Below are 19,457 nucleotides of genomic sequence, written 5' to 3'. Positions count from 1 at the left end.
TAATTTATTTTATTTAATTACTCGAGATTTTTAAATTGATGTAATAGTTGCTTATAACAAATTATAAGCAACTATTACATTTTAAAATTTATGTTTTGAAATTCACCATCTATTTTGAAATCTAAGTTATAAGATATTTTATTAAGTTTTCTTAGTAAAGAATTTTTTTTGTCACCTCTTAAGGGAGTTGGACAGTAATCATTAGTGTAATCTACAGAAGAAATGCTGCAAGGTATTATTTTAAAATCATAAGATAATAGTTGAGCGTTAGAAAAATTAAATTTAGTTTGTACTATCATAGTATTTTTGTCAGAGGGATTTTTATTTCCACCAAATGAAAAATTGCCTAAACTGTAGCAAATAATTTTATTTTTATATTTCTCAATACCTTGAACAACATGAGGATGATGTCCTATAATCAAATCTGCACCATTATCAATTGCATGATGAGCTATCTTTTTTTGAGACTCTACTGGATAGTATGAGCCTTCTTGACCCCAATGAAAATTGATAATTATAGTATAGTTATCTTTTTTTAAATTCTTTATGTCTTCAGAGACTTTATTTAAAAAAGCAGCATTACTATAGAATCCTCTGTATCCCAAAAAGGCTAACTTGATACCTTTCTTTTCTGTTTTCCATACAGTACCTTCTCCAAAGAAAGGTATATTAGCATCGTTTAAAGCTTTTTTAGTATCTTCAAAACCTTTTTCAAGGTAATCGTATATGTGATTATTTGATATATTTACACCTTCAATGCTTCCTTTAGTCAATATATTAGTATATTCTTTAGGGGCTTTAAAAGTAAATGACTTAGTAGCTTTTTGATTTGAATTTGTAAAAGTACCCTCTAAGTTAGCAGTAGTTATGTCATCATTTTTAAATATATTATATACGTTTTTAAAGAAATAAGAATAATCATTATTATTTTTCTTTAGTATATGTGGAAGAGAACCTTCGTAAGAGTATTTATCATCTCTACCTAAAGTACAGTCACCAACGGAAGTTAATAAAATAGAAGTATTGGTGCTTTGTGCAGACTTATTTTCTAGTTTTTCTGAACTTGCTTTAGAAGAAGGTGGAGTGTTAGAAATAGGGGACTTTACATTTTCAGACTTAGTTATCTTTGTGCTAGAAGGATATTCTTTATTTTTGAAGTTGAAATTGTTTATACCTAATAAACATATAATTACTATTAAAATTAAAGAAAGTATAGAGATAAAGCGATGTTTGTCTTTGATTTTTATTTTTTTCTTTTTATGTTTACTACTCAAATTTTCCTCACCCTTTTTAGTTTTCTATATAATTAATTTTGACAATGATAAGCCATTGAAAATTTATTTATAAAATAGTGGATAAATATCCTAAGTTAAGATGAATATCCTATTTATTAAATTATAATATATGTAATATAAAAAATGTTAACAAGAAGGTTAAATTTATAAGCTAGTAGCGTTAATATGAAAAATTTGGTAAAATAGTAAATAAAACTTATTTAAAGGTGGAGTGAATAAGTATGAAAATTGATAATAAAGTTATGGGGACGGTTTTAATTTTTCTTTGTGGAGTTGTTATTTTTTTGTTCCTTTTAAATAGTAAAAAAATTATTTTAAATAAGAATTTAAAAATAGATGCTAAGGGACAATCTTATCTTTATTTAGGCGAATATGATAAAGCAATAGAGGAGTATAAAAAAATAAGAACAAGCAATTTGAGAGATGATAATAAAGCATTAGCACTTAAAAATTTAAAGTTAGCAGAAAGTTATTCTTTAAAAGGGGATGTTGAAAATTCACAAAAATATATAGAGTATGCCAAGGATACTAAAAATAGAGATATAGAAGTTTTAAATGCTATAATATTTAATCAATTTATGAATGGAAAATTCGAAGAAGCATTAACTTTTGGGGAGACAGCTTTAAAAGATAGTAAATATAATAAAGAATTAATAAAAAATATGATAATTATTTATATGGCTAATAACAAGAAAGATGAAGCTATAAAAATTATAGGGCTATATAAAGTAGATAAATCATCTTCATATGATATGGCTCAATATGCGGGTATGCTTATAACTATAGGAAAAATAGATGAAGCTATGTCGTATCTTGGGGAAGCATGGGATTTAGATAAAGATGAATATAAAATTTATGATGTTTTGGCTCAAGCTTCAATATATGATAATGAAGTTATTATAAATAGTATAAAAAAATTTCAAAAAAACAATCTCACTAATATAGCACCTATGATGTGGATGGCTAAAATATATTCTTTAAATGAAGAAAGTTGTAAAAAAGCTGAAGAATTAATTAGGAAATTAAAAAATGAAGATGTTGGTAACATACAATTGAATTTAATACAAGCCATGACTCTCCAAAAGCTAAATAATCAAAATGAAGCTGAATATATTATTAATGAAATGGTAAGAAATAATGAGAATGATTATAGAGTTTTACACACTGCAGGATGGTTTTATTTATACAAAAATCAATTAGATGAAGCTGAAAGATATTGTATAAGTTCTATAAATAAAAATAAAAAATATGTTGATAACTACGCATTTCTAATGCCTGAAATTTTAAAGAAAAAAGATAAAACTATTGGATTACCTGCATATTATAGAAAAGCTCTTTCGAAAGAATCATATAATATTAGTATTATAAACAACATGTCAAATTATTATTTGAATATTGCTTCAAAGCCTAAAGATGCTTTGAAATTTTTAAAGATATCATCCATAATTAAACCTTTAGATTCTGAAATAAAATATAATATGGCATTAATTTATTTTAATTCAGAAAAAAGTAAGGAAGCAGAAAATATACTAAAAGAATGTATTGAATTAGATGGTAATTCAGTTAAGTATCATAGAACATTAGGAGCTGTTTATTTATCGTCGGGGAAACAAAATGAAGCTATAATTGAAATGGGAAAAGCTTCTAAATTAGATAAAGATGATATTTTAAATTTAAATAATACTGCTTGTTATTATATTATGTACACGAATGATTTTAATAAGGGATACTATGATTTAAAACAAGCACTAGCAGGTGTTAATTCAAATACTAGTGAATATACAAAAAAGGTAATTAAAGATAATTTAGAAAACATTAAATCCATAATTAAAAAAATTGAAGAAGGTAAAGTCAATGAATCTATAAAAATTTCTGGCTTTAAACTTTTATATTAGGTATATTAGAAACGGTTATAATGGCAGTATTTCCGACAGCTGTAGGACCTGATGGTTAAAAAACACTATAATTAAACACTATATAAAAAAATCCACTTAATAGTGTTTAATTATAGTGGACTTTATACATTCTTGTAATAACTTACTTATTATCCTATGAAATATTTATAAAAACCATTAATTTGAGTATATTTAACGCTTTTGTAAGAGTTAGCAAAGCATATGATTAAAGTTAGTATTTAGCACATCTTAAGTTTAAAATATTGTTGTATGTACTATTTTTATATATAAGAGCATATCACTTTTTACTTTCTTATGTAAATGTAAATTCCCAAACTAGAGTAATTGTAGTTTTTATTGTAGATATTTGTCCTATCTATATTATTTTAAATTAATTGCCAGTGAAGATATAAAATTAAAAAATGGAGAAAAATATAAAAATATAAGGTATAGTTCTATAAAATTTGATATAATAGCAAATCATTGATAAAGAATGTTACCAAATTGATACATTTCTTTTTTGAATTAATAATAAAATATAAATTGTATATTTATAGGAGGAACTGTTTATGAAATTGTTTAAGAATAAAAGTTTACAAATGCTAGGAGTATTATGTGTTATATATTATATTTCTTTAATTTTATATGGTGGACAAGTTAGTTTTTCTAAGTTTTGGTTGCTTATTGGAGGAAGTTTAATTTTTTATGGCTTAGTTAAGTCTAAATATAATTATAAAATGCCAAAATTAAACAATTTAATGAAAGGTATTTTATATGTAATTGCTTTTATGTGGTTGATATCTTTTATGGTTATAGAAGGATTAATTATAAAACATGGAATTAATCAGGAAATGAGGGAAACTAAATATCTACTAGTTTTAGGAGCTGGTGTAAAAGGGGAAAGAATGTCTCAAACCTTGAGAGATAGAATGTATAAAAGTTTAGAATATATAAGAAAATATCCAAATGTAAAAATTATAGTTTCTGGAGGAAAAGGGAATGGGGAAAGTATTAGCGAAGCTGAGGCTATGAAAAGATTTTTAGTAGTTAATGGTGTTGATGAAAAAAATATTATAAAAGAAGATAAATCTACAAATACATATGAGAACTTAAAATATACCAAAGAAATGTTTAATAAGTTTAGTGATCAATCTAATTTAAATATATCTATGGTTACCACGAATTTTCATATGTATAGAGCTCAATTTTTAGCTAAAAAGGCAGGAATTGAAAGTTATGCAGTTCCAGCAAAAATGAATTTTATTTTAATTCCAAATTATTATGTAAGAGAATATTTTGCAGTAATTAATTCCTGTATTTTAAATCAATTGCTATAAAATCAATAGGGATGGTACTAAAGCATAAACCCAAAACCATCCCTAGTTTTGTTTTTATATCGAAAAAGATTTTTGTTTAAAATTGCCTTGAATATCATTAACAGAAGATACGGCAACAAACGCAGTTGGATCAATATCATTAATTATATTTTTTAAAGTAGTTAATTGAAATTTTTGAATTACTACATATATAAATTTTTTATTAGTGTGAGAATAACAGCCTTCTGCATTTAATAAAGTTACGCCTCTGCCAAGTTGTAGTTTTATAGCGTTAATTATAAGATCAGGATTTTGACATATTATTATACATTGCCTTGAAGATGCAAATCCTTCTTGAACAGCATCTATGGTTTTAGATCTAATGAAACTCATAATAAGAGCATACATAACCGAACGAGGACCTAAAGTTAAAGATAAAAAAAGGTAGACAACAAAATCTTGAACAAGTAAAATTTTGGAGAGTGATAAATTAGGATTTTTATTTTTGATGATTTTTCCTGATATGTCTAGACCGCCAGTTGATGCTCCAGCCATAAACAATAAAGCCATAGCTATACCAGAAAGTACTCCACAAAATATAGTAGCCGTTAATACATCGCCTAAAGGAGTAAAAGAGAGATGTGAATTTAAAAAATCTATAATAAAAGATGATATAATGACTATTAAACCACTTTTAAATGCAAATTTTTTTCCTAGAAGATTATATCCAAAAATAAAAAGAGGTATATTTAATATTATGGTAGAAAAACCTACTGGGATTTTAAACAAATAGTTTAAGCCTAATGCAATTCCTGTTAAGCCTCCCGTGCCAATATTATTCGGAATTAAGAACATACAAATATAAAGAGAAAAAAGTAAACAACCTATCGATAAAAATAAAATTTCTTTAATTGATTTTTTCATGATATTCTCCTCATTGAAACATATTAGAATACTAAATTTAAAATATACTGAATTTGCCTTTATAGTATCATAAATAATATGAACACTCAAAGTTGGATTTTCTATGTTTAGTTAAGTTTTAAGGCGGTAGTAGTCAACAGATAAGGTTAGTGTTAAATAAGGATATATTCATTTGAAATGCTCGTTAATTATGCATGCTTGAAATGTAATGTAAGAATAAATTCATTTTAAAGACAATTCGGAAATAAAAAGCCTTGATATAAGCTACAACTAATAAAAAATTAAAGTGTTTGTGAACAATCCTAAGAACCGTCCCTTAAAATAAATTAATTTAATGATTAAATTATAGCTAAAGTCTAAATGCAATAAATTATATTTTTAATACTTAACCAATTATATACTAGGACTATCCCCTATATGTTTTGTATATATGCGATAATTCTGATAAATTTTAAAATTGTGTTAATTTATGATTTCATAAAGGAATATGTTATTATACAATAGGTGAAATGTTTTAATACAATTTAAAGAATATGCTATTGAACAAAAACATACAATATAGGTATATTTATTGATATGATGTAGTACAATAAATAAAGACTTTATAGAAAAATAATAGCGATATATGTAAAATAATTTAAAAAAATGTTCAAAAATATCATTTAATCGCTAAATAATTACACACAAATGTAACTTCTTGTGATATTATAGTATTGATATTTAATATAAACTTTCAATTGTATGGTATTGTAATTGTATACAAAAGTATTATAATGATAAGGTAGAGGGAATGTATCATTTAAGTGTATCAAACAGAGGAAATATTTTACATTTTTATATTAAAACATGTAACTTTACACAATATAAATCTTGCATATTATATATTTTACTATAAAATTTATAATGTACAATTTCCTACGCATTTTATTTTCTGTGCGTAATTATAGTTGCGCGCATATTTAACATTTAAGGATAGGAGGATAAACATGGAAACTTTAACATTTAAAAGAGGCGTACATCCACCTCATGGCAAATACCTTACTGAAAAGAAGCCAATAGAGGATTTACAGCCAAAAGATCTTTTAGTATTTCCTATGTCCCAACATATAGGAGCCCCTGCTGAGTGTCTTGTAAAAAAAGGCGACAGGGTATTAGTTGGACAAAAAATAGGTCAAGCTAGTGGGTTCATTTCTGCAAATATCCACAGTAGTGTTTCAGGTACTGTTAAAGATGTTAAACCAGTATTAACAGCCGGTGGAACAAAGTCATTAGCAGTAATAGTTGAAAATGATGGGCAATATGAAGAAATTGAATTTACTAAGCCAAAAAATTACAATGAAATGTCAAAAGAAGAAATTGCAGAAATTATCAAAGAGGCTGGAGTAGTTGGTATGGGGGGAGCATGTTTCCCAACTAATGTAAAACTTATTCCACCACCAGATAAGAACATTGATTCTATTGTTATTAATGGTGCAGAGTGTGAACCTTATTTAACATGTGACCACAGATTAATGCTAGAAGAAACTGAAAAGATCGTTGAAGGTCTTAAAATTATACTTCACATGCACCCACAAGCAAAAGGATATATAGGAATAGAAGATAACAAACCAGATGCTATACAAGCAATGGAAAAGGCAGTTAAAGATATTCCTAATATATCAGTTAAAGCTCTTAAAACTAAATATCCACAAGGAGCTGAAAAACAATTAATTTATGCTATAACTAACAGAGAAGTTCCATCAGGAAAACTTCCAGCAGATGCAGGATGTATAGTTCAAAACATTACAACTCTTCATGAAATTTATCAGGCAGTGGTACTTGGAAGACCATCTATGACAAGAGTTGTTACAATTACTGGTGAAGCTGTTAATGATCCAAAGAATTTAAGGGTTAGAAATGGTATGTCATTTAAAGAATTAGTAGAAGCTTGTGGAGGATTTAAAGAAGATCCTATTAAAGTAATTTCAGGAGGCCCAATGATGGGTATGGCTATATCTTCTTTAGATGTACCAGTTATGAAAGGATCGTCAGGAATTCTTTGCTTAACTTCAAAACAAGCTGTATTACCACAAGAGTCAAGTTGTATTAGATGTGGAAGATGTGTTCAAGCATGTCCAATGTTCTTAATACCTTCAGCACTTGATTCAGTAGGAAGAAGAAAAGACTACGAAGCTTTTGAAGAAGGCAATGGATTAGATTGTATAGAATGTGGTTCTTGTACATTCGTATGTCCAGCAAAACGTCACTTAATTCAATCAATCCGTACTTCAAAAAGAACAGTATTAGCAAATAAGAGAAAAAAATAGGTAAGGAGGAATCATAATGGCTGAGACAATGTTTACAGTGTCTTCATCTCCTCATATTCGTGATAATAGTTCAGTGCAATCTATTATGAGAGATGTTATTATTGCATTACTTCCAGCTACAATAGCAGGAATATACTTTTTTAAATTAAAAGCAGTATTAGTAATATTAGCAGCAGTTATATCATGTGTTCTTTCAGAAATGGTATGGTGTAAGCTTACAAAACAACAAGATACATCAAAAGATTTAAGTGCGGTTGTAACAGGTCTGTTACTTGCATTTAACGTTCCACCATCACTTCCAATATGGATGGTTGTTATTGGTTCAATATTTACTGTTATAATTGTTAAATGTTTATTTGGTGGAATTGGACAAAATATAGTTAACCCAGCACTTGCAGGACGTGCATTTTTACTTGCTTCTTATCCAGTTGCTATGACAACCTGGACAAACCCTGTAGATGGAGCAACAGGTGCAACTCCACTTGCAATTTTAAAAGGAGTGGAAGCTGGTGGCGGACAATTACCTAGCTTGGCTCAAGCTTTCATAGGACAAGTTGGAGGATGTATAGGAGAAACTTCAGCTCTTGCGTTGCTTATAGGGTTTGCTTATCTTCTATACAGAAGAGTAATAACATGGCATATTCCAGTATTTTATCTTGGAACAATAGCAGTACTTGGTACAATTTTCGGAAGAGGAAATTTAGGAGCGAGTGCTGGTATTTATGAAATCATGGTTGGTGGTGTAATGCTAGGTGGTATTTTTATGGCTACTGATTATACTACATCTCCAATGACTAAAAAGGGACAAATTATTTATGCAGTTTTAGCAGGATTTTTAGCTATGATTATTCGTAGATTTGGTGGATATCCAGAAGGATGTTCTTATTCAATTCTTATAATGAACTTATTTGTACCTCTTATAGATAAATACGTGAAACCAAGAGTATTTGGAACTGGGGAGGTGAAGTAAAATGGATAAAAGTACAAAAGAGATAATAAGCTTAGGTATAATATTATTCATAATTACAGCCGTTGCAGGACTTATATTAGGTGGAGCACATAAAATTACTGCAGAACCTATCGCTATACAACAAAAGAAAGAAAATGATGCAGCTATGAAGGAAGTTTTACCAAAGGCTGAGTCTTTTGAAAAGCAGGATGTTAAACTTGAGGAAACAAATCCTGTTAAAGAAGTTAATTCAGGAAAAACAGGTAGTGATGTATCAGGATATGCTATAAAAGTTGCACCAAAAGGTTATGGTGGATTAATTGAAATGATGGTTGGTATTTCAAATGAAGGTAAAGTTGAAGGAATAAAGATACTTACTCATGCTGAAACACCAGGCCTTGGAGCTAAAGCACCAGAGCCAGAATTTTCAGGCCAATACAAAGGAAAACCAACTGATAAACCACTTGATGTAGTTAAAGCTGAACCATCAAAGGATAATGAAATAAAAGCTATAACAGGAGCTACTATTACATCAAAAGCTGTAACTACAGGAGTTAATGCAGCAATAGATTTTTATAATAAGGAATTGAAAGGAGGACAAAAATAATGGGTGTTGCTTGGGAAAGAATAAAAAATGGTATATTTAACGAAAATGTAACATTCGTACAAGTTTTAGCAATGTGTCCTACTTTGGCAGTAACTTCAAGTGCCCAAAATGGTTTTGGTATGGGACTCTCCACTACAGTAGTTCTTATAGGTGCTAACTTTGTAGTATCTTTATTAAGAAATTTTATACCAGACAAAGTTCGTATTCCAGCGTTTATAGTTGTTATTGCATCAATGGTTACATTGCTTCAATTTTTATTGGCAGCATATGTACCAGCATTAAATAAATCATTAGGTATATTTATACCACTTATAGTTGTTAACTGTTTAATCCTTGGACGTGCAGAATCATATGCTTCAAAAAATGGTCCAATAAGTTCTATTTTTGATGCTATAGGACAAGGATTAGGATTTACATTATCATTGTCAGTTATAGGAATGATAAGAGAAGTGTTAGGAACTGGTAAATTTATACAATGGCAAGTATTACCTAAAGAGTTCCCAGCTCTAATATTTATACTTGCACCAGGAGCATTTATAACTCTTGGTATATTAATGGGTATAATCAATAATAGAAAATTAAAGAAAGCAAGAAATGCAAACTAACAATACCTATAAGGAAGGTTGGGTGAATGATGAAGATATTTGTTTTGATAATTTCTGCATTGTTAGTTAATAACATGATACTATCTAGATTTTTAGGTATCTGTCCTTTCCTTGGAGTTTCAAAGAAAATAGAGACTGCAAAAGGAATGGGTGCAGCAGTTACTTTCGTTATGGGACTAGCAGCAGTTATTTCATATATGGTTTATCAATTTATACTTGTACCATTAGGAATAGAGTATTTATATACAATAGCATTCATACTAGTTATTGCATCATTAGTTCAATTTGTTGAAACAGTTATGAAGAAGACTATGCCAGAGCTATATAAAGCATTGGGTATATATTTACCACTTATTACAACTAACTGTGCAATTCTTGGTGCAGTTATAATAAACATGAACGAAAAATTTAATTTATTAGAAACATTAATATTTAGTGTTGCTTCAGGTCTTGGATTTATGTTAAGTATAATGTTACTTGCAGGTTTGAGAGAAAGAATGGAAGCATGCGATAAAATGCCAGAAGCATTGCAAGGAACTCCAATTGCCTTAATCACAGCTGGATTAATGGCTATAGCATTCCTTGGATTCACTGGTTTAGTGTAAGGGAGGGGAAAGCATGAATGAATTATTATTTCCTGTACTTGCCTTAGGTGGATTAGCATTATTATTTGGATTAGTTTTAGGATATTCATCTAAGAAATTTGCTGTAGAAGTTGATCCAAAGATACCACAAGTTAGAGAATGTCTTCCAGGAGCAAATTGTGGTGGATGTGGATTTGCAGGATGTGACGCTTATGCAGAAGCAGTTGTTACTTCTGGTGCTGCTCCAAATGCTTGTCCTATTGGAGGAGCCGCAGCATCTCAAAAAATAGCAGGAATAATGGGATTAGAAGCAGGAGATTCCGAACCACAAATAGCTTATGTAAAATGTCAAGGTACTTGTGGTGTGGCTAAAGAAAAGTATCAATATTATGGATTAAAAGATTGTCAAGAAGCTGTAAATGTTCCAGGAGCTGGATCTAAAGCTTGTGACTTTGGATGTTTAGGATTAGGAAGCTGTGTAAAGGCATGTGCGTTTGATGCTTTATCTATAGAAGATGGAGTAGCAAAAGTAAACAAGGATAATTGTGTAGCTTGTGGAGCATGTGTAAAAGCTTGTCCTAAAGATATAATAGAATTAGTACCACAAAAACAATTAGTTTTTGTTTCATGTAATTCAAAAGACAGAGGATTAGACGTTAAAAATGCTTGCTCTGTTGGATGTATCGGATGCGGACTTTGTGCAAAAGCATGTCCTAAAGATGCTATCACAATGGTAAACAATTTATCAGTAATTGACTATAGTAAATGTGTGAATTGTGGACTTTGTGCTCAAAAATGTCCAACTAAAGCTATATTAAATTTCCGTAAAAAACCAGAACCAAAAGCATAAAGCATAAGGGACGGTTCTCCAATTTTTATTTTATAAAAATTGGAGAACCGTCCCTAAATTTTTTGAGATTAATAGTATATATACCTTTAAGATTTAGAAAAGCTATGTTTATTTAAAATATAGCTTCTTCTGTCTCTTTGTTAAATATGTGTATTTTATCTGTTTTAAAACCAATATTTATACTTTTGCCTATTTCAGTTTCAATATTAGGATCAACTCTAGCTATTAAATTTTTATCATACATTTCTAAATATAAATATGTTTCTGAGCCAAGCATTTCTTTCACTTGAACCATTGTTTCAATAACATTTTCTTTACTTTCAGGAATTTCAGGCTGGACAAATATATTTTCAGGTCTTATACCTAATATAACCTCTTCATTAATATATTCCAGATCTCTTAGAATTTTTGAATGTTTGTCCGAAAATTTTACTAAATTTCCTTTGAATTCAGCATATAAATCATTCTCATTTTCTTTTATAGTACATTCAATAAAATTCATTTGAGGGGAACCTATAAAGGAAGCAACGAATATGTTATTAGGATGCTTATATATACTTTGAGGATCTGATACTTGTTGGATAATGCCATCTTTCATTACTACAATTCTTGTACCCATTGTCATAGCTTCTGTTTGATCATGAGTGACATAAATAAAAGTTGTTTTTAGTTGCTGATGTAGTTTACTTATCTCAGCTCTCATTTGAACTCTTAGTTTGGCATCTAAGTTTGATAAAGGTTCGTCCATTAAAAATACTTTAGGATTTCTTACAATAGAACGTCCAAGAGCAACTCTTTGTCTTTGCCCTCCTGAAAGCTGCTTTGGTTTTCTATTAAGCAAGTCTTCTATACCAAGTATTTTAGCAGCTTCAGTAACCTTTTTTTTAATTTCTTCTTTTGGAAGCTTTCTAAGTTTTAGACCAAAAGCCATATTATCGTATACAGTCATATGAGGATATAAAGCATAGTTTTGAAATACCATAGCTATATCTCTATCTTTAGGTGCTACGTCATTTACAAGATTTTCTCCTATATATAATTCACCAGAAGATATTTCTTCAAGTCCAGCTATCATTCTTAAAGTAGTAGACTTCCCACATCCAGAAGGACCAACAAATACTATAAATTCTTTATCTTCAATAGTAAGGGTGAAATCATGAACAGCATGGAAGCCATTTGGATATACTTTTTCGATATTTTTTAAAATCAATCCAGCCATTAAATACACTCCTTATAAAATATTATTTAATAATATTATGACACTAGTATAATATAGATTATATTCAAAAAACATACAATAAATTATTAGTTAGAGATAAACAAAAATGTATTTATAGATACATGAACTTTTATTGACAATATCAGAAAAAGGAGATATACTTAAATAAACATATGAACAAATATTCATATATAACATATATTAATTAGGGGAGGGATGTTTATGAGTAAAAAAATGATAAACAAGTTTAAAATAAATAACTTTAAAAGGGATGGACACAATCATATTCATGTGAACAGTGATAATCATTGTAGTTGCGGTTGTCATGATCATCACGAAAAAAACACTATATGTACTTGTCAAGAAGACAAGCAATTTGATAACAATAATAATTATGTTGAAAACACAGAATGTAATTGTCATGAACATGAGGAAGGTAATTGCCAAGGCCATAAAGAATGCGGGGAAGATAATGATGACGAAGTAGAGCATACCCATCTTCATAAACATGATGCAGAATGCTGTTGTTGTGTTGATGAGGAAGAAAAATATACAAAAGATGAAGAGCATGTACAAGAAATTAGAAACAGGTATGAAAAAGATGATGATACTGTTAAGGAATATTTTCTGAAAGGGCTTGGATGTGCAGGGTGTGCAGCAAAGATAGAAGATAGAGTAAGAAAACTATCTGAAGTAGAAAATGCTGATCTTGCTTTTGCAACAAGCACTTTAAAGGTGAAACCTTTATCTGGTAATATAGAAGATGAGTTGTTTGAGAAGATAAATTATATAGTAACAGCTTTAGAACCTGATGTTAGAGTTATAGATAAAGATACAATGGAAGATTGCGATGAAGTAATAGAAAGTAATCATGTAAGTCATGGGAATCATAATCACGGTTCTGAAAAAATAGATGTGAAAAAAGTATTTAAAATGGGAATTGGAGTTCTTTTATTTATTGTAGCATTTATATGCAAATCATCGTTAAAAGGACAAGTTTACAGCACCCCATTATTTATAGCAAGTTATATAGTTATAGGTACAGATATAATTTTAAAATCTATAAGAAATATATTGAGAAGAGAAATTTTTGATGAGAATTTTTTGATGACACTAGCAACTGTGGCAGCATTGTTAGTGGGGGAGTATCCTGAAGCTGTTATGGTAGTTCTTTTATACGAAATAGGAGAATATTTTCAAGGGAAAGCTGTAGAAGCTTCTAGAAAATCTATTTCTGATTTAATGGATATTAGACCTGATTATGCAAATATAAAAGATGGAAAAGATATAAAAAGAGTATCACCAAAGCAAATTAAAGTTGGAGATGTAATTGTAGTAAAACCAGGAGAAAAAGTGCCTTTAGATGGAGTAGTAATTGAGGGGAATTCTTCTGTTGATACTTCTGCTCTTACTGGAGAATCTGTACCACGAGATGTAGGAGAAGGGCAAGATATAACAAGTGGTTTTATTAATATAACTGGATTATTAACAATTAGGGTTTCTAAGTCATTTAAAGACTCTGCAGTTTCAAAAATTCTTGATTTAGTTCAAAATGCTAGTTCAAAAAAGGCAAAGGCAGAGATGAGAATAACTAAATTCGCTAGATACTATACGCCAACAGTAGTTTTATTAGCATTATTGACTGCTCTGCTGCCTCCTATATTTATGGAAAATCAAAGTTTTCATACTTGGATATATAGAGCAGCTTCATTTTTAGTTATTTCTTGCCCATGTGCTTTAGTAATATCAGTTCCAATGGCATATTTTGCAGGGCTTGGAGCTTCATCAAGAAATGGTATATTAATTAAGGGGGGAAATTATCTAGAAGCTTTAACTAATATAGACAAGGTTGTTTTTGATAAAACAGGAACACTCACAAAAGGTGAATTTAAAGTTGATTTAATAGAAGCAGAAAATGGGATAAGCAAAGAGGAACTTTTAAAATATGCAGCTTATGTAGAAAGTTTTTCTAATCATCCGATAGCACTGTCAATAGTAAATGAATATAGCTTTGAAGTTAATAAGGCGGATATAAAGGAATTTAGAGAGATAGCAGGTAAAGGTGCTGAGGCATTGATTGATGAAAAAAATATATGTGTTGGAAATAAAAATATTATGGAAGACAAAAGTATAAAATTTAGAACTGTACCTTATGCTGGCACTGTGGTTTATGTTGCTATAAATAATAAATATGCTGGATGTATTGTAATAAAAGACCAGATAAAACAAGATTCTAAAGAAGCTATTAAAAAGTTAAAAGGGTTTGGTATAAGTGAAGTAGTTATGCTTACAGGAGATAGAAAAATTACAGCAGAATCTGTAGGAAAGGAATTAAATATAGATAATGTTTATTCAGAGTTACTTCCTCATGAAAAAGTAGAAAAAGTTGAAGAAATGTATAATAATAAAGATAATGGCAAAGGTTTAGTATTTGTTGGAGATGGTATAAATGATGCACCTGTACTTGCAAGAGCAGATGTAGGAGTAGCTATGGGGGGGGTAGGTTCAGATGCTGCAATAGAAGCGGCAGATGTAGTTATAATGAATGATGAACCATCCAAGCTAGCTCATGCTATAAAAATAGCTAAAGCAACTAAAAAAATAGTAGATTTAAATATAATATTTGCTTTAGGAACTAAATTCATTATATTAATTCTTGCTGTTTTAGGTATAGCTTCAATGTGGTTAGCTGTATTTGCAGATGTTGGAGTTGCTTTGCTTGCAGTTATGAATTCTATGAGAGTATTGAGAGTAAAGTAGTAAGATTAAGTTAAGAGCAAGGACTGAATCCAATAAAAACTTTAAGTAAAGTTAGAACTGTTCCTAAAAGTTACCCCTTAATTTATAACTAATTTGACAAAGTGAAAAAAAAGTTATATATTAGTTACTGAAAAATACAACGTAATAAAAACAATATAGTGTAGTATTGGTTGAAATTTTGTATACTAATGTTTCTATATTAATGGGTGATAACACGAAGCCAAATTCGTCCCTTAGATAAAAATTAAATTTATCTAAGGGATTTTTATATTTAGATGGATTTTTTGTAAAAGCTTTAGAACATGTTGAATCTAGTAAGGCAAGTATAGTATGTAGTGTAGAGCCAATAGTTGCAGCATTTTTAGGCTACATTATTTATAAAGAGTCTTTAGAGGTTCCACAGCTTATAGGTATGTTAGTTGTATTAATTTCAGTAGCCGTAATTCAAATTAAGGATAAAGATAGTTCACAAGAAGGAGTTAATAAAAAAATAGCTTAATTTATAAGTGATTACTTAAATGAGTAAATAAAAATTATAAAAAATAGGACGGTACATAATATTTCTCTAAAATTTTATAGTTTCAATTATAGAAATTCATACTTTTAAAACTTTAATAATATAATGTATTAATATTATTATAAAAAAGAGGGTATTATGAATACAGATATTAATTCTTACATTCAATTAGATAGAAAAGTTGAAAAACTTCTTTGGAAATCTGAACTTTTAGGAAGTGGTCATAATGGAGTGGTATATTTACTTCCTAACAATAAAGCAATTAAAATTTTTAAAGATAAAAATGTGTGTGAAAAAGAATATAATATTTTAAAGAGAACAAATAAAAGTAGATATTTCCCTAGAACATATAATAGAGGAGAATATTATATTATTAGGGATTATGTAAGAGGAGAACGACTAGATGAATATATAAAAAATAAAAAATTGAATAAGGCAATATGTCATAATCTTATCAAACTTATCAAAGAATTTAAAAAACTCCGCTTTAAAAAATTAGATATAAGATGTAAAGATATCTATGTTGGGAAGAAGAATTCTTTAATGGTAATAGATCCTAAAAATAACTATTCTAAAGAAGTTTTATATCCTAGACATTTAATGAAAGGATTAAATAAACTAGGAGTATTGGAGCAATTTTTGGCTGTAGTAAAAGAAGAGTCTCCTGAGAACTATAAATTGTGGAATTTTAGGATTAAACAGTATTTAGAAAAAGGAATTAAGTAATGAAGATTAATATTTATTTTAAGCACAATCAAAATAAAAAGTACCTATCATTTTTGATGGTACTTTAATTTATATTATAAAACTGTCATGGTGGCTTAACACTAAAATATAGCATAATTTTACAATATCCTCATAGTAGCTAAAACAATTAAAATTACTCCTGAGAGCCAAGACAAATTAAGTTTTGATTTTTCAACGAATTTTTTACCTATCAGCATTCCACCATATATGGCAACCATATTCATAACTAAAGATAATAATATTATTTGTATATAATTTATATTACCTAAACTACTTCCAAAGCCTACTGCCAAAGAGTCCAAAGAAAGAGCAATTGCAAGATACAGAGCTTCTTTGGGATTAAGATTTTTCGAATGATCGATATCTGCTTTGGTTTCATCAATATATATGTCTATTATAAAATTCAAATCACAAAATTTAAGTTTTACTTTCTTTGAATTAGAATGTTTGCTTACGTAAGTTTTAATAATACTTTCAGCTAAGTAGTATATCCCAAATAAAAGTAATACTATAAAGCTTATTATTGAAGTAATATTAAGAGGAACCACTTTTTTAATTACAGAACCTAAAGCAAGAGATAGGGCAAGAAAAGATGAAGAAATAATATTAATTATGGTTGCAGAAATAAAAGGAATTTTTATTTTGTTTGTCCCATAAGCAACACTAGCTACAAATGCATCCAAGGACAATACTGATACTAATAATAAGGATTCTAACATTATACCACTCCTTACCTAGGTAATATCTAATATAGAAATGTAATACACTTATTTATAATTGTTTGTAGCATATGAGGTGTGAAATTTCACCTGTATTATTTAAACTAGATTTAGAATTGTTTTTAAAAATATAGTGTACAAACAATTTTTTAAAACATCGTCATATATAAATTTAACTATTAATATGTTATTCTTTTAATTATAAATGGTTACAAAATATACTTTATTGTTAGTTGGTAATCATAAATAAAATAAATATCACATGATTCTAAGTCTAAGAAGGAATTAAAATCCAATTAGGGCTTAGAATTTTTTATTTAATAATACTTATAGGAAATTTATAGTTTAGGATTATTAAGTTATTAAATTAAGTAATTTAAAATGCAATAAATAATTAGAAAGGTTTTTATAAATTTATATATTTTAGTAATAAAAATACAAAAAAGTAAAATTAATATGGAGAAAATATTGAATATTAATACAAATCAAGCTATAATTGTATATAATTACTATTTGAATAATGTAATAGGAGGTGTTTTATAGAGAATAAGACATAAATAGTGATTAATTTAATGGAAAAGAGGTGATTAATACAAAAAATATTTAATACCAAAGAGGTAGCTCACTAAAATGTAAACGTTTTTCTCAATGACAAACATCAATAGTTATTAAGAAATAGATATATTTTTGTTGAATATTTAATTACATAATGTAAGGGGGATAAATATGAACAAGTCTTTAAAGAAAATAGTAAGTTCTGTAGCACTAGCTGTTTTTATATCTTTAGCAAGTTTTCCAACAAGCGTTAAAGCAATTGACCGAGGAACACAAACACCTAAAACTGTAGAGACAGGAAAAATTAATAGTAAAATATACTTAGGTGAGAATGAAATTACAGAAGAGGATAATGTTAACGAAAAAGTTGACTTAAAATTTCCACAACTTAATACTAGGAGTATAATAAAAAATAATGATTATCCAATTGTCCTAGTGCATGGCTTTATGGGATTTGGAAGAGATGAGTTATTAGGATATAAATATTGGGGTGGTTTAGTAGATGTTCAAGAAACATTAAATAAATTAGGGTATAAAACGTATACAGCAACAGTAGGACCAGTATCTAGTAATTGGGACAGAGCGTGTGAACTTTATGCTTATATAGTAGGTGGAACAGTAGATTATGGTGAAGCTCATGCTAAAAAGTTTGGACATAATAGATATGGTAGAACATATCCAGGATTATACAAAAAGGTAAGTGATAAAAATAAAATACATTTAATAGGTCACAGTATGGGTGGACAAACTATACGTACACTTACACAATTGTTAAGTGAAGGTAGTGAAGATGAAAAAAATTGTAAACAAAAAAATTTATCACCATTATTTGAAGGTGGAAAGCACTGGATACATAGTGTGACTACAATATCAACACCTAATAATGGTACAACTTTATCAGACTCTATTCCAGCAGGAGAATTTTTGAGTTCAGCATTTGGATTAGTAGGAAAAATAACAGGTCAAAGTGGACTTTTAAGTTCATTTTATGATTTTAAATTAGATCAATGGGGACTTAAAAAGGAAAAAGGAGAATCTCAATTCCAATATAATAAAAGAGTTTTACAAAGTAATATTTGGAATAGAACAAAAGACATATCAAGTTATGACTTGTCAACACAAGGTGCCAAGGAACTCAATCAATGGGTAAAAGCTCAACCGGATGTTTATTATTTTTCTTGGATAACTCAAGCAACTAGGGAATCCTTAATTAGTGATCATTCTTTACCACAAATTGGTCCAATGAATCCTTTATTCTATGGAACAGCAAGGAAAATGGGTAAATATACACGTAATGATAAAAACCTTCCTATTATTGATAAAAAATGGTTCCCAAATGATGGCGTTGTAAATTCTTATAGTCAAAATGGACCTAAATTAGGTTCAAATGATATTATAGAACAATACAATGGACAAGCTAAGATTGGACAATGGAATGTGATGCCTATAATAATCAATACAGATCATATGGATGTAATAGGTACATTTGGCAATGTTAAAGATTGGTATATTGATTATGGAAAATTCTTAAGTAATTTACAAAAATAAAGTATAAATTTTAAGAAGATGATATGTAAATGATAAATCTAGATTAATCCCTTTATTATCA

General features: G+C 28.6%; 15 protein-coding genes and 1 pseudogene. 12 read left to right on the top strand and 4 right to left on the bottom strand.

What is annotated here, in order from left to right; translation table 11 throughout:
• Window positions 1–74: 74 nt before the first annotated feature.
• Window positions 75–1,274, bottom strand: a complete 1,200-nt coding sequence (locus tag OW729_RS11985; RefSeq protein WP_268061755.1) for a CapA family protein — start codon at window positions 1,272–1,274, stop codon at window positions 75–77.
• A 242-nt stretch (window positions 1,275–1,516) separates the two neighbouring features.
• Here OW729_RS11985 and OW729_RS11980 point away from each other — a divergent pair, with 242 nt between their 5' ends.
• The gene (locus tag OW729_RS11980; protein WP_268061754.1) at window positions 1,517–3,190 is read left to right on the top strand and encodes a tetratricopeptide repeat protein; all 1,674 of its coding nucleotides are present in this window, start codon (window positions 1,517–1,519) and stop codon (window positions 3,188–3,190) included.
• Between the two features lie 569 nt (window positions 3,191–3,759).
• The gene (locus OW729_RS11975; protein ID WP_268061753.1) at window positions 3,760–4,527 is read left to right on the top strand and encodes a YdcF family protein; all 768 of its coding nucleotides are present in this window, start codon (window positions 3,760–3,762) and stop codon (window positions 4,525–4,527) included.
• Between the two features lie 54 nt (window positions 4,528–4,581).
• Here the strand turns inward: OW729_RS11975 and OW729_RS11970 are convergent, their stop codons facing one another.
• Window positions 4,582–5,430: a YitT family protein gene (locus OW729_RS11970; protein ID WP_268061752.1), complete on the bottom strand. Its 849-nt coding sequence runs from the start codon at window positions 5,428–5,430 to the stop codon at window positions 4,582–4,584.
• Between the two features lie 986 nt (window positions 5,431–6,416).
• Between OW729_RS11970 and rsxC the strand changes: the two genes are divergently transcribed.
• The 6 genes from rsxC to rnfB are packed head-to-tail and all read left to right on the top strand — an operon-like array spanning window position 6,417 to window position 11,331.
• A complete protein-coding gene (rsxC, locus tag OW729_RS11965) occupies window positions 6,417–7,736 on the top strand; it encodes an electron transport complex subunit RsxC (protein ID WP_268061751.1) in 1,320 nt (439 codons plus the stop codon).
• Window positions 7,737–7,752: 16 nt separating this feature from the next.
• Entirely contained in the window at window positions 7,753–8,706 is a 954-nt protein-coding gene (locus OW729_RS11960) for an RnfABCDGE type electron transport complex subunit D (RefSeq protein WP_268061750.1), read from the top strand.
• 1 nt (window position 8,707) lies between these two features.
• Window positions 8,708–9,292 carry an RnfABCDGE type electron transport complex subunit G gene (locus OW729_RS11955; protein WP_268061749.1) on the top strand — a complete coding sequence of 195 codons (585 nt, stop codon included), beginning with the start codon at window positions 8,708–8,710 and terminating at the stop codon, window positions 9,290–9,292.
• On the top strand, window positions 9,292–9,897 hold the full coding sequence (locus OW729_RS11950) for an RnfABCDGE type electron transport complex subunit E (RefSeq protein WP_268061748.1): 606 nt from the start codon (window positions 9,292–9,294) through the stop codon (window positions 9,895–9,897). The genes OW729_RS11955 and OW729_RS11950 overlap by 1 nt, the downstream gene beginning before the upstream one ends.
• Before the next feature lie 29 nt (window positions 9,898–9,926).
• Window positions 9,927–10,502 (top strand): electron transport complex subunit RsxA, encoded by a 576-nt coding sequence (rsxA, locus tag OW729_RS11945; protein ID WP_268061825.1) that lies wholly within the window; start codon window positions 9,927–9,929, stop codon window positions 10,500–10,502.
• 13 nt (window positions 10,503–10,515) lie between these two features.
• The gene (gene rnfB / locus OW729_RS11940; RefSeq protein WP_268061747.1) at window positions 10,516–11,331 is read left to right on the top strand and encodes an RnfABCDGE type electron transport complex subunit B; all 816 of its coding nucleotides are present in this window, start codon (window positions 10,516–10,518) and stop codon (window positions 11,329–11,331) included.
• Between the two features lie 112 nt (window positions 11,332–11,443).
• Here rnfB and OW729_RS11935 read toward each other — a convergent pair whose 3' ends face one another.
• The gene (locus tag OW729_RS11935) at window positions 11,444–12,550 is read right to left on the bottom strand and encodes an ABC transporter ATP-binding protein (RefSeq protein ID WP_268061746.1); all 1,107 of its coding nucleotides are present in this window, start codon (window positions 12,548–12,550) and stop codon (window positions 11,444–11,446) included.
• A gap of 222 nt (window positions 12,551–12,772) precedes the next feature.
• Between OW729_RS11935 and OW729_RS11930 the strand changes: the two genes are divergently transcribed.
• From OW729_RS11930 to OW729_RS11925, 3 genes and pseudogenes are all read left to right on the top strand, one after another.
• Window positions 12,773–15,310: a heavy metal translocating P-type ATPase gene (locus tag OW729_RS11930; RefSeq protein ID WP_268061745.1), complete on the top strand. Its 2,538-nt coding sequence runs from the start codon at window positions 12,773–12,775 to the stop codon at window positions 15,308–15,310.
• A 277-nt stretch (window positions 15,311–15,587) separates the two neighbouring features.
• Window positions 15,588–15,809: pseudogene (locus OW729_RS19490) on the top strand (EamA family transporter); the annotation flags it as partial.
• 156 nt (window positions 15,810–15,965) lie between these two features.
• Window positions 15,966–16,553 carry a protein kinase family protein gene (locus tag OW729_RS11925; RefSeq protein ID WP_268061744.1) on the top strand — a complete coding sequence of 196 codons (588 nt, stop codon included), beginning with the start codon at window positions 15,966–15,968 and terminating at the stop codon, window positions 16,551–16,553.
• A 119-nt stretch (window positions 16,554–16,672) separates the two neighbouring features.
• On the opposite strand, the gene ytaF is transcribed toward OW729_RS11925, so the two are convergent.
• On the bottom strand, window positions 16,673–17,293 hold the full coding sequence (gene ytaF, locus OW729_RS11920) for a sporulation membrane protein YtaF (RefSeq protein WP_268061743.1): 621 nt from the start codon (window positions 17,291–17,293) through the stop codon (window positions 16,673–16,675).
• Window positions 17,294–18,019: 726 nt separating this feature from the next.
• Between ytaF and OW729_RS11915 the strand changes: the two genes are divergently transcribed.
• Window positions 18,020–19,396 carry an esterase/lipase family protein gene (locus OW729_RS11915; protein WP_268061742.1) on the top strand — a complete coding sequence of 459 codons (1,377 nt, stop codon included), beginning with the start codon at window positions 18,020–18,022 and terminating at the stop codon, window positions 19,394–19,396.
• Window positions 19,397–19,457 lie beyond the last annotated feature (61 nt).

This window comes from Clostridium brassicae, assembly GCF_026738875.1.
GTDB classification, from domain to species: Bacteria; Bacillota; Clostridia; order Clostridiales; family Clostridiaceae; genus Clostridium_H; species Clostridium_H brassicae.
Note: the sequence above shows the minus strand (reverse complement) of the source record. Positions and strands in the feature narration are given on the sequence as shown.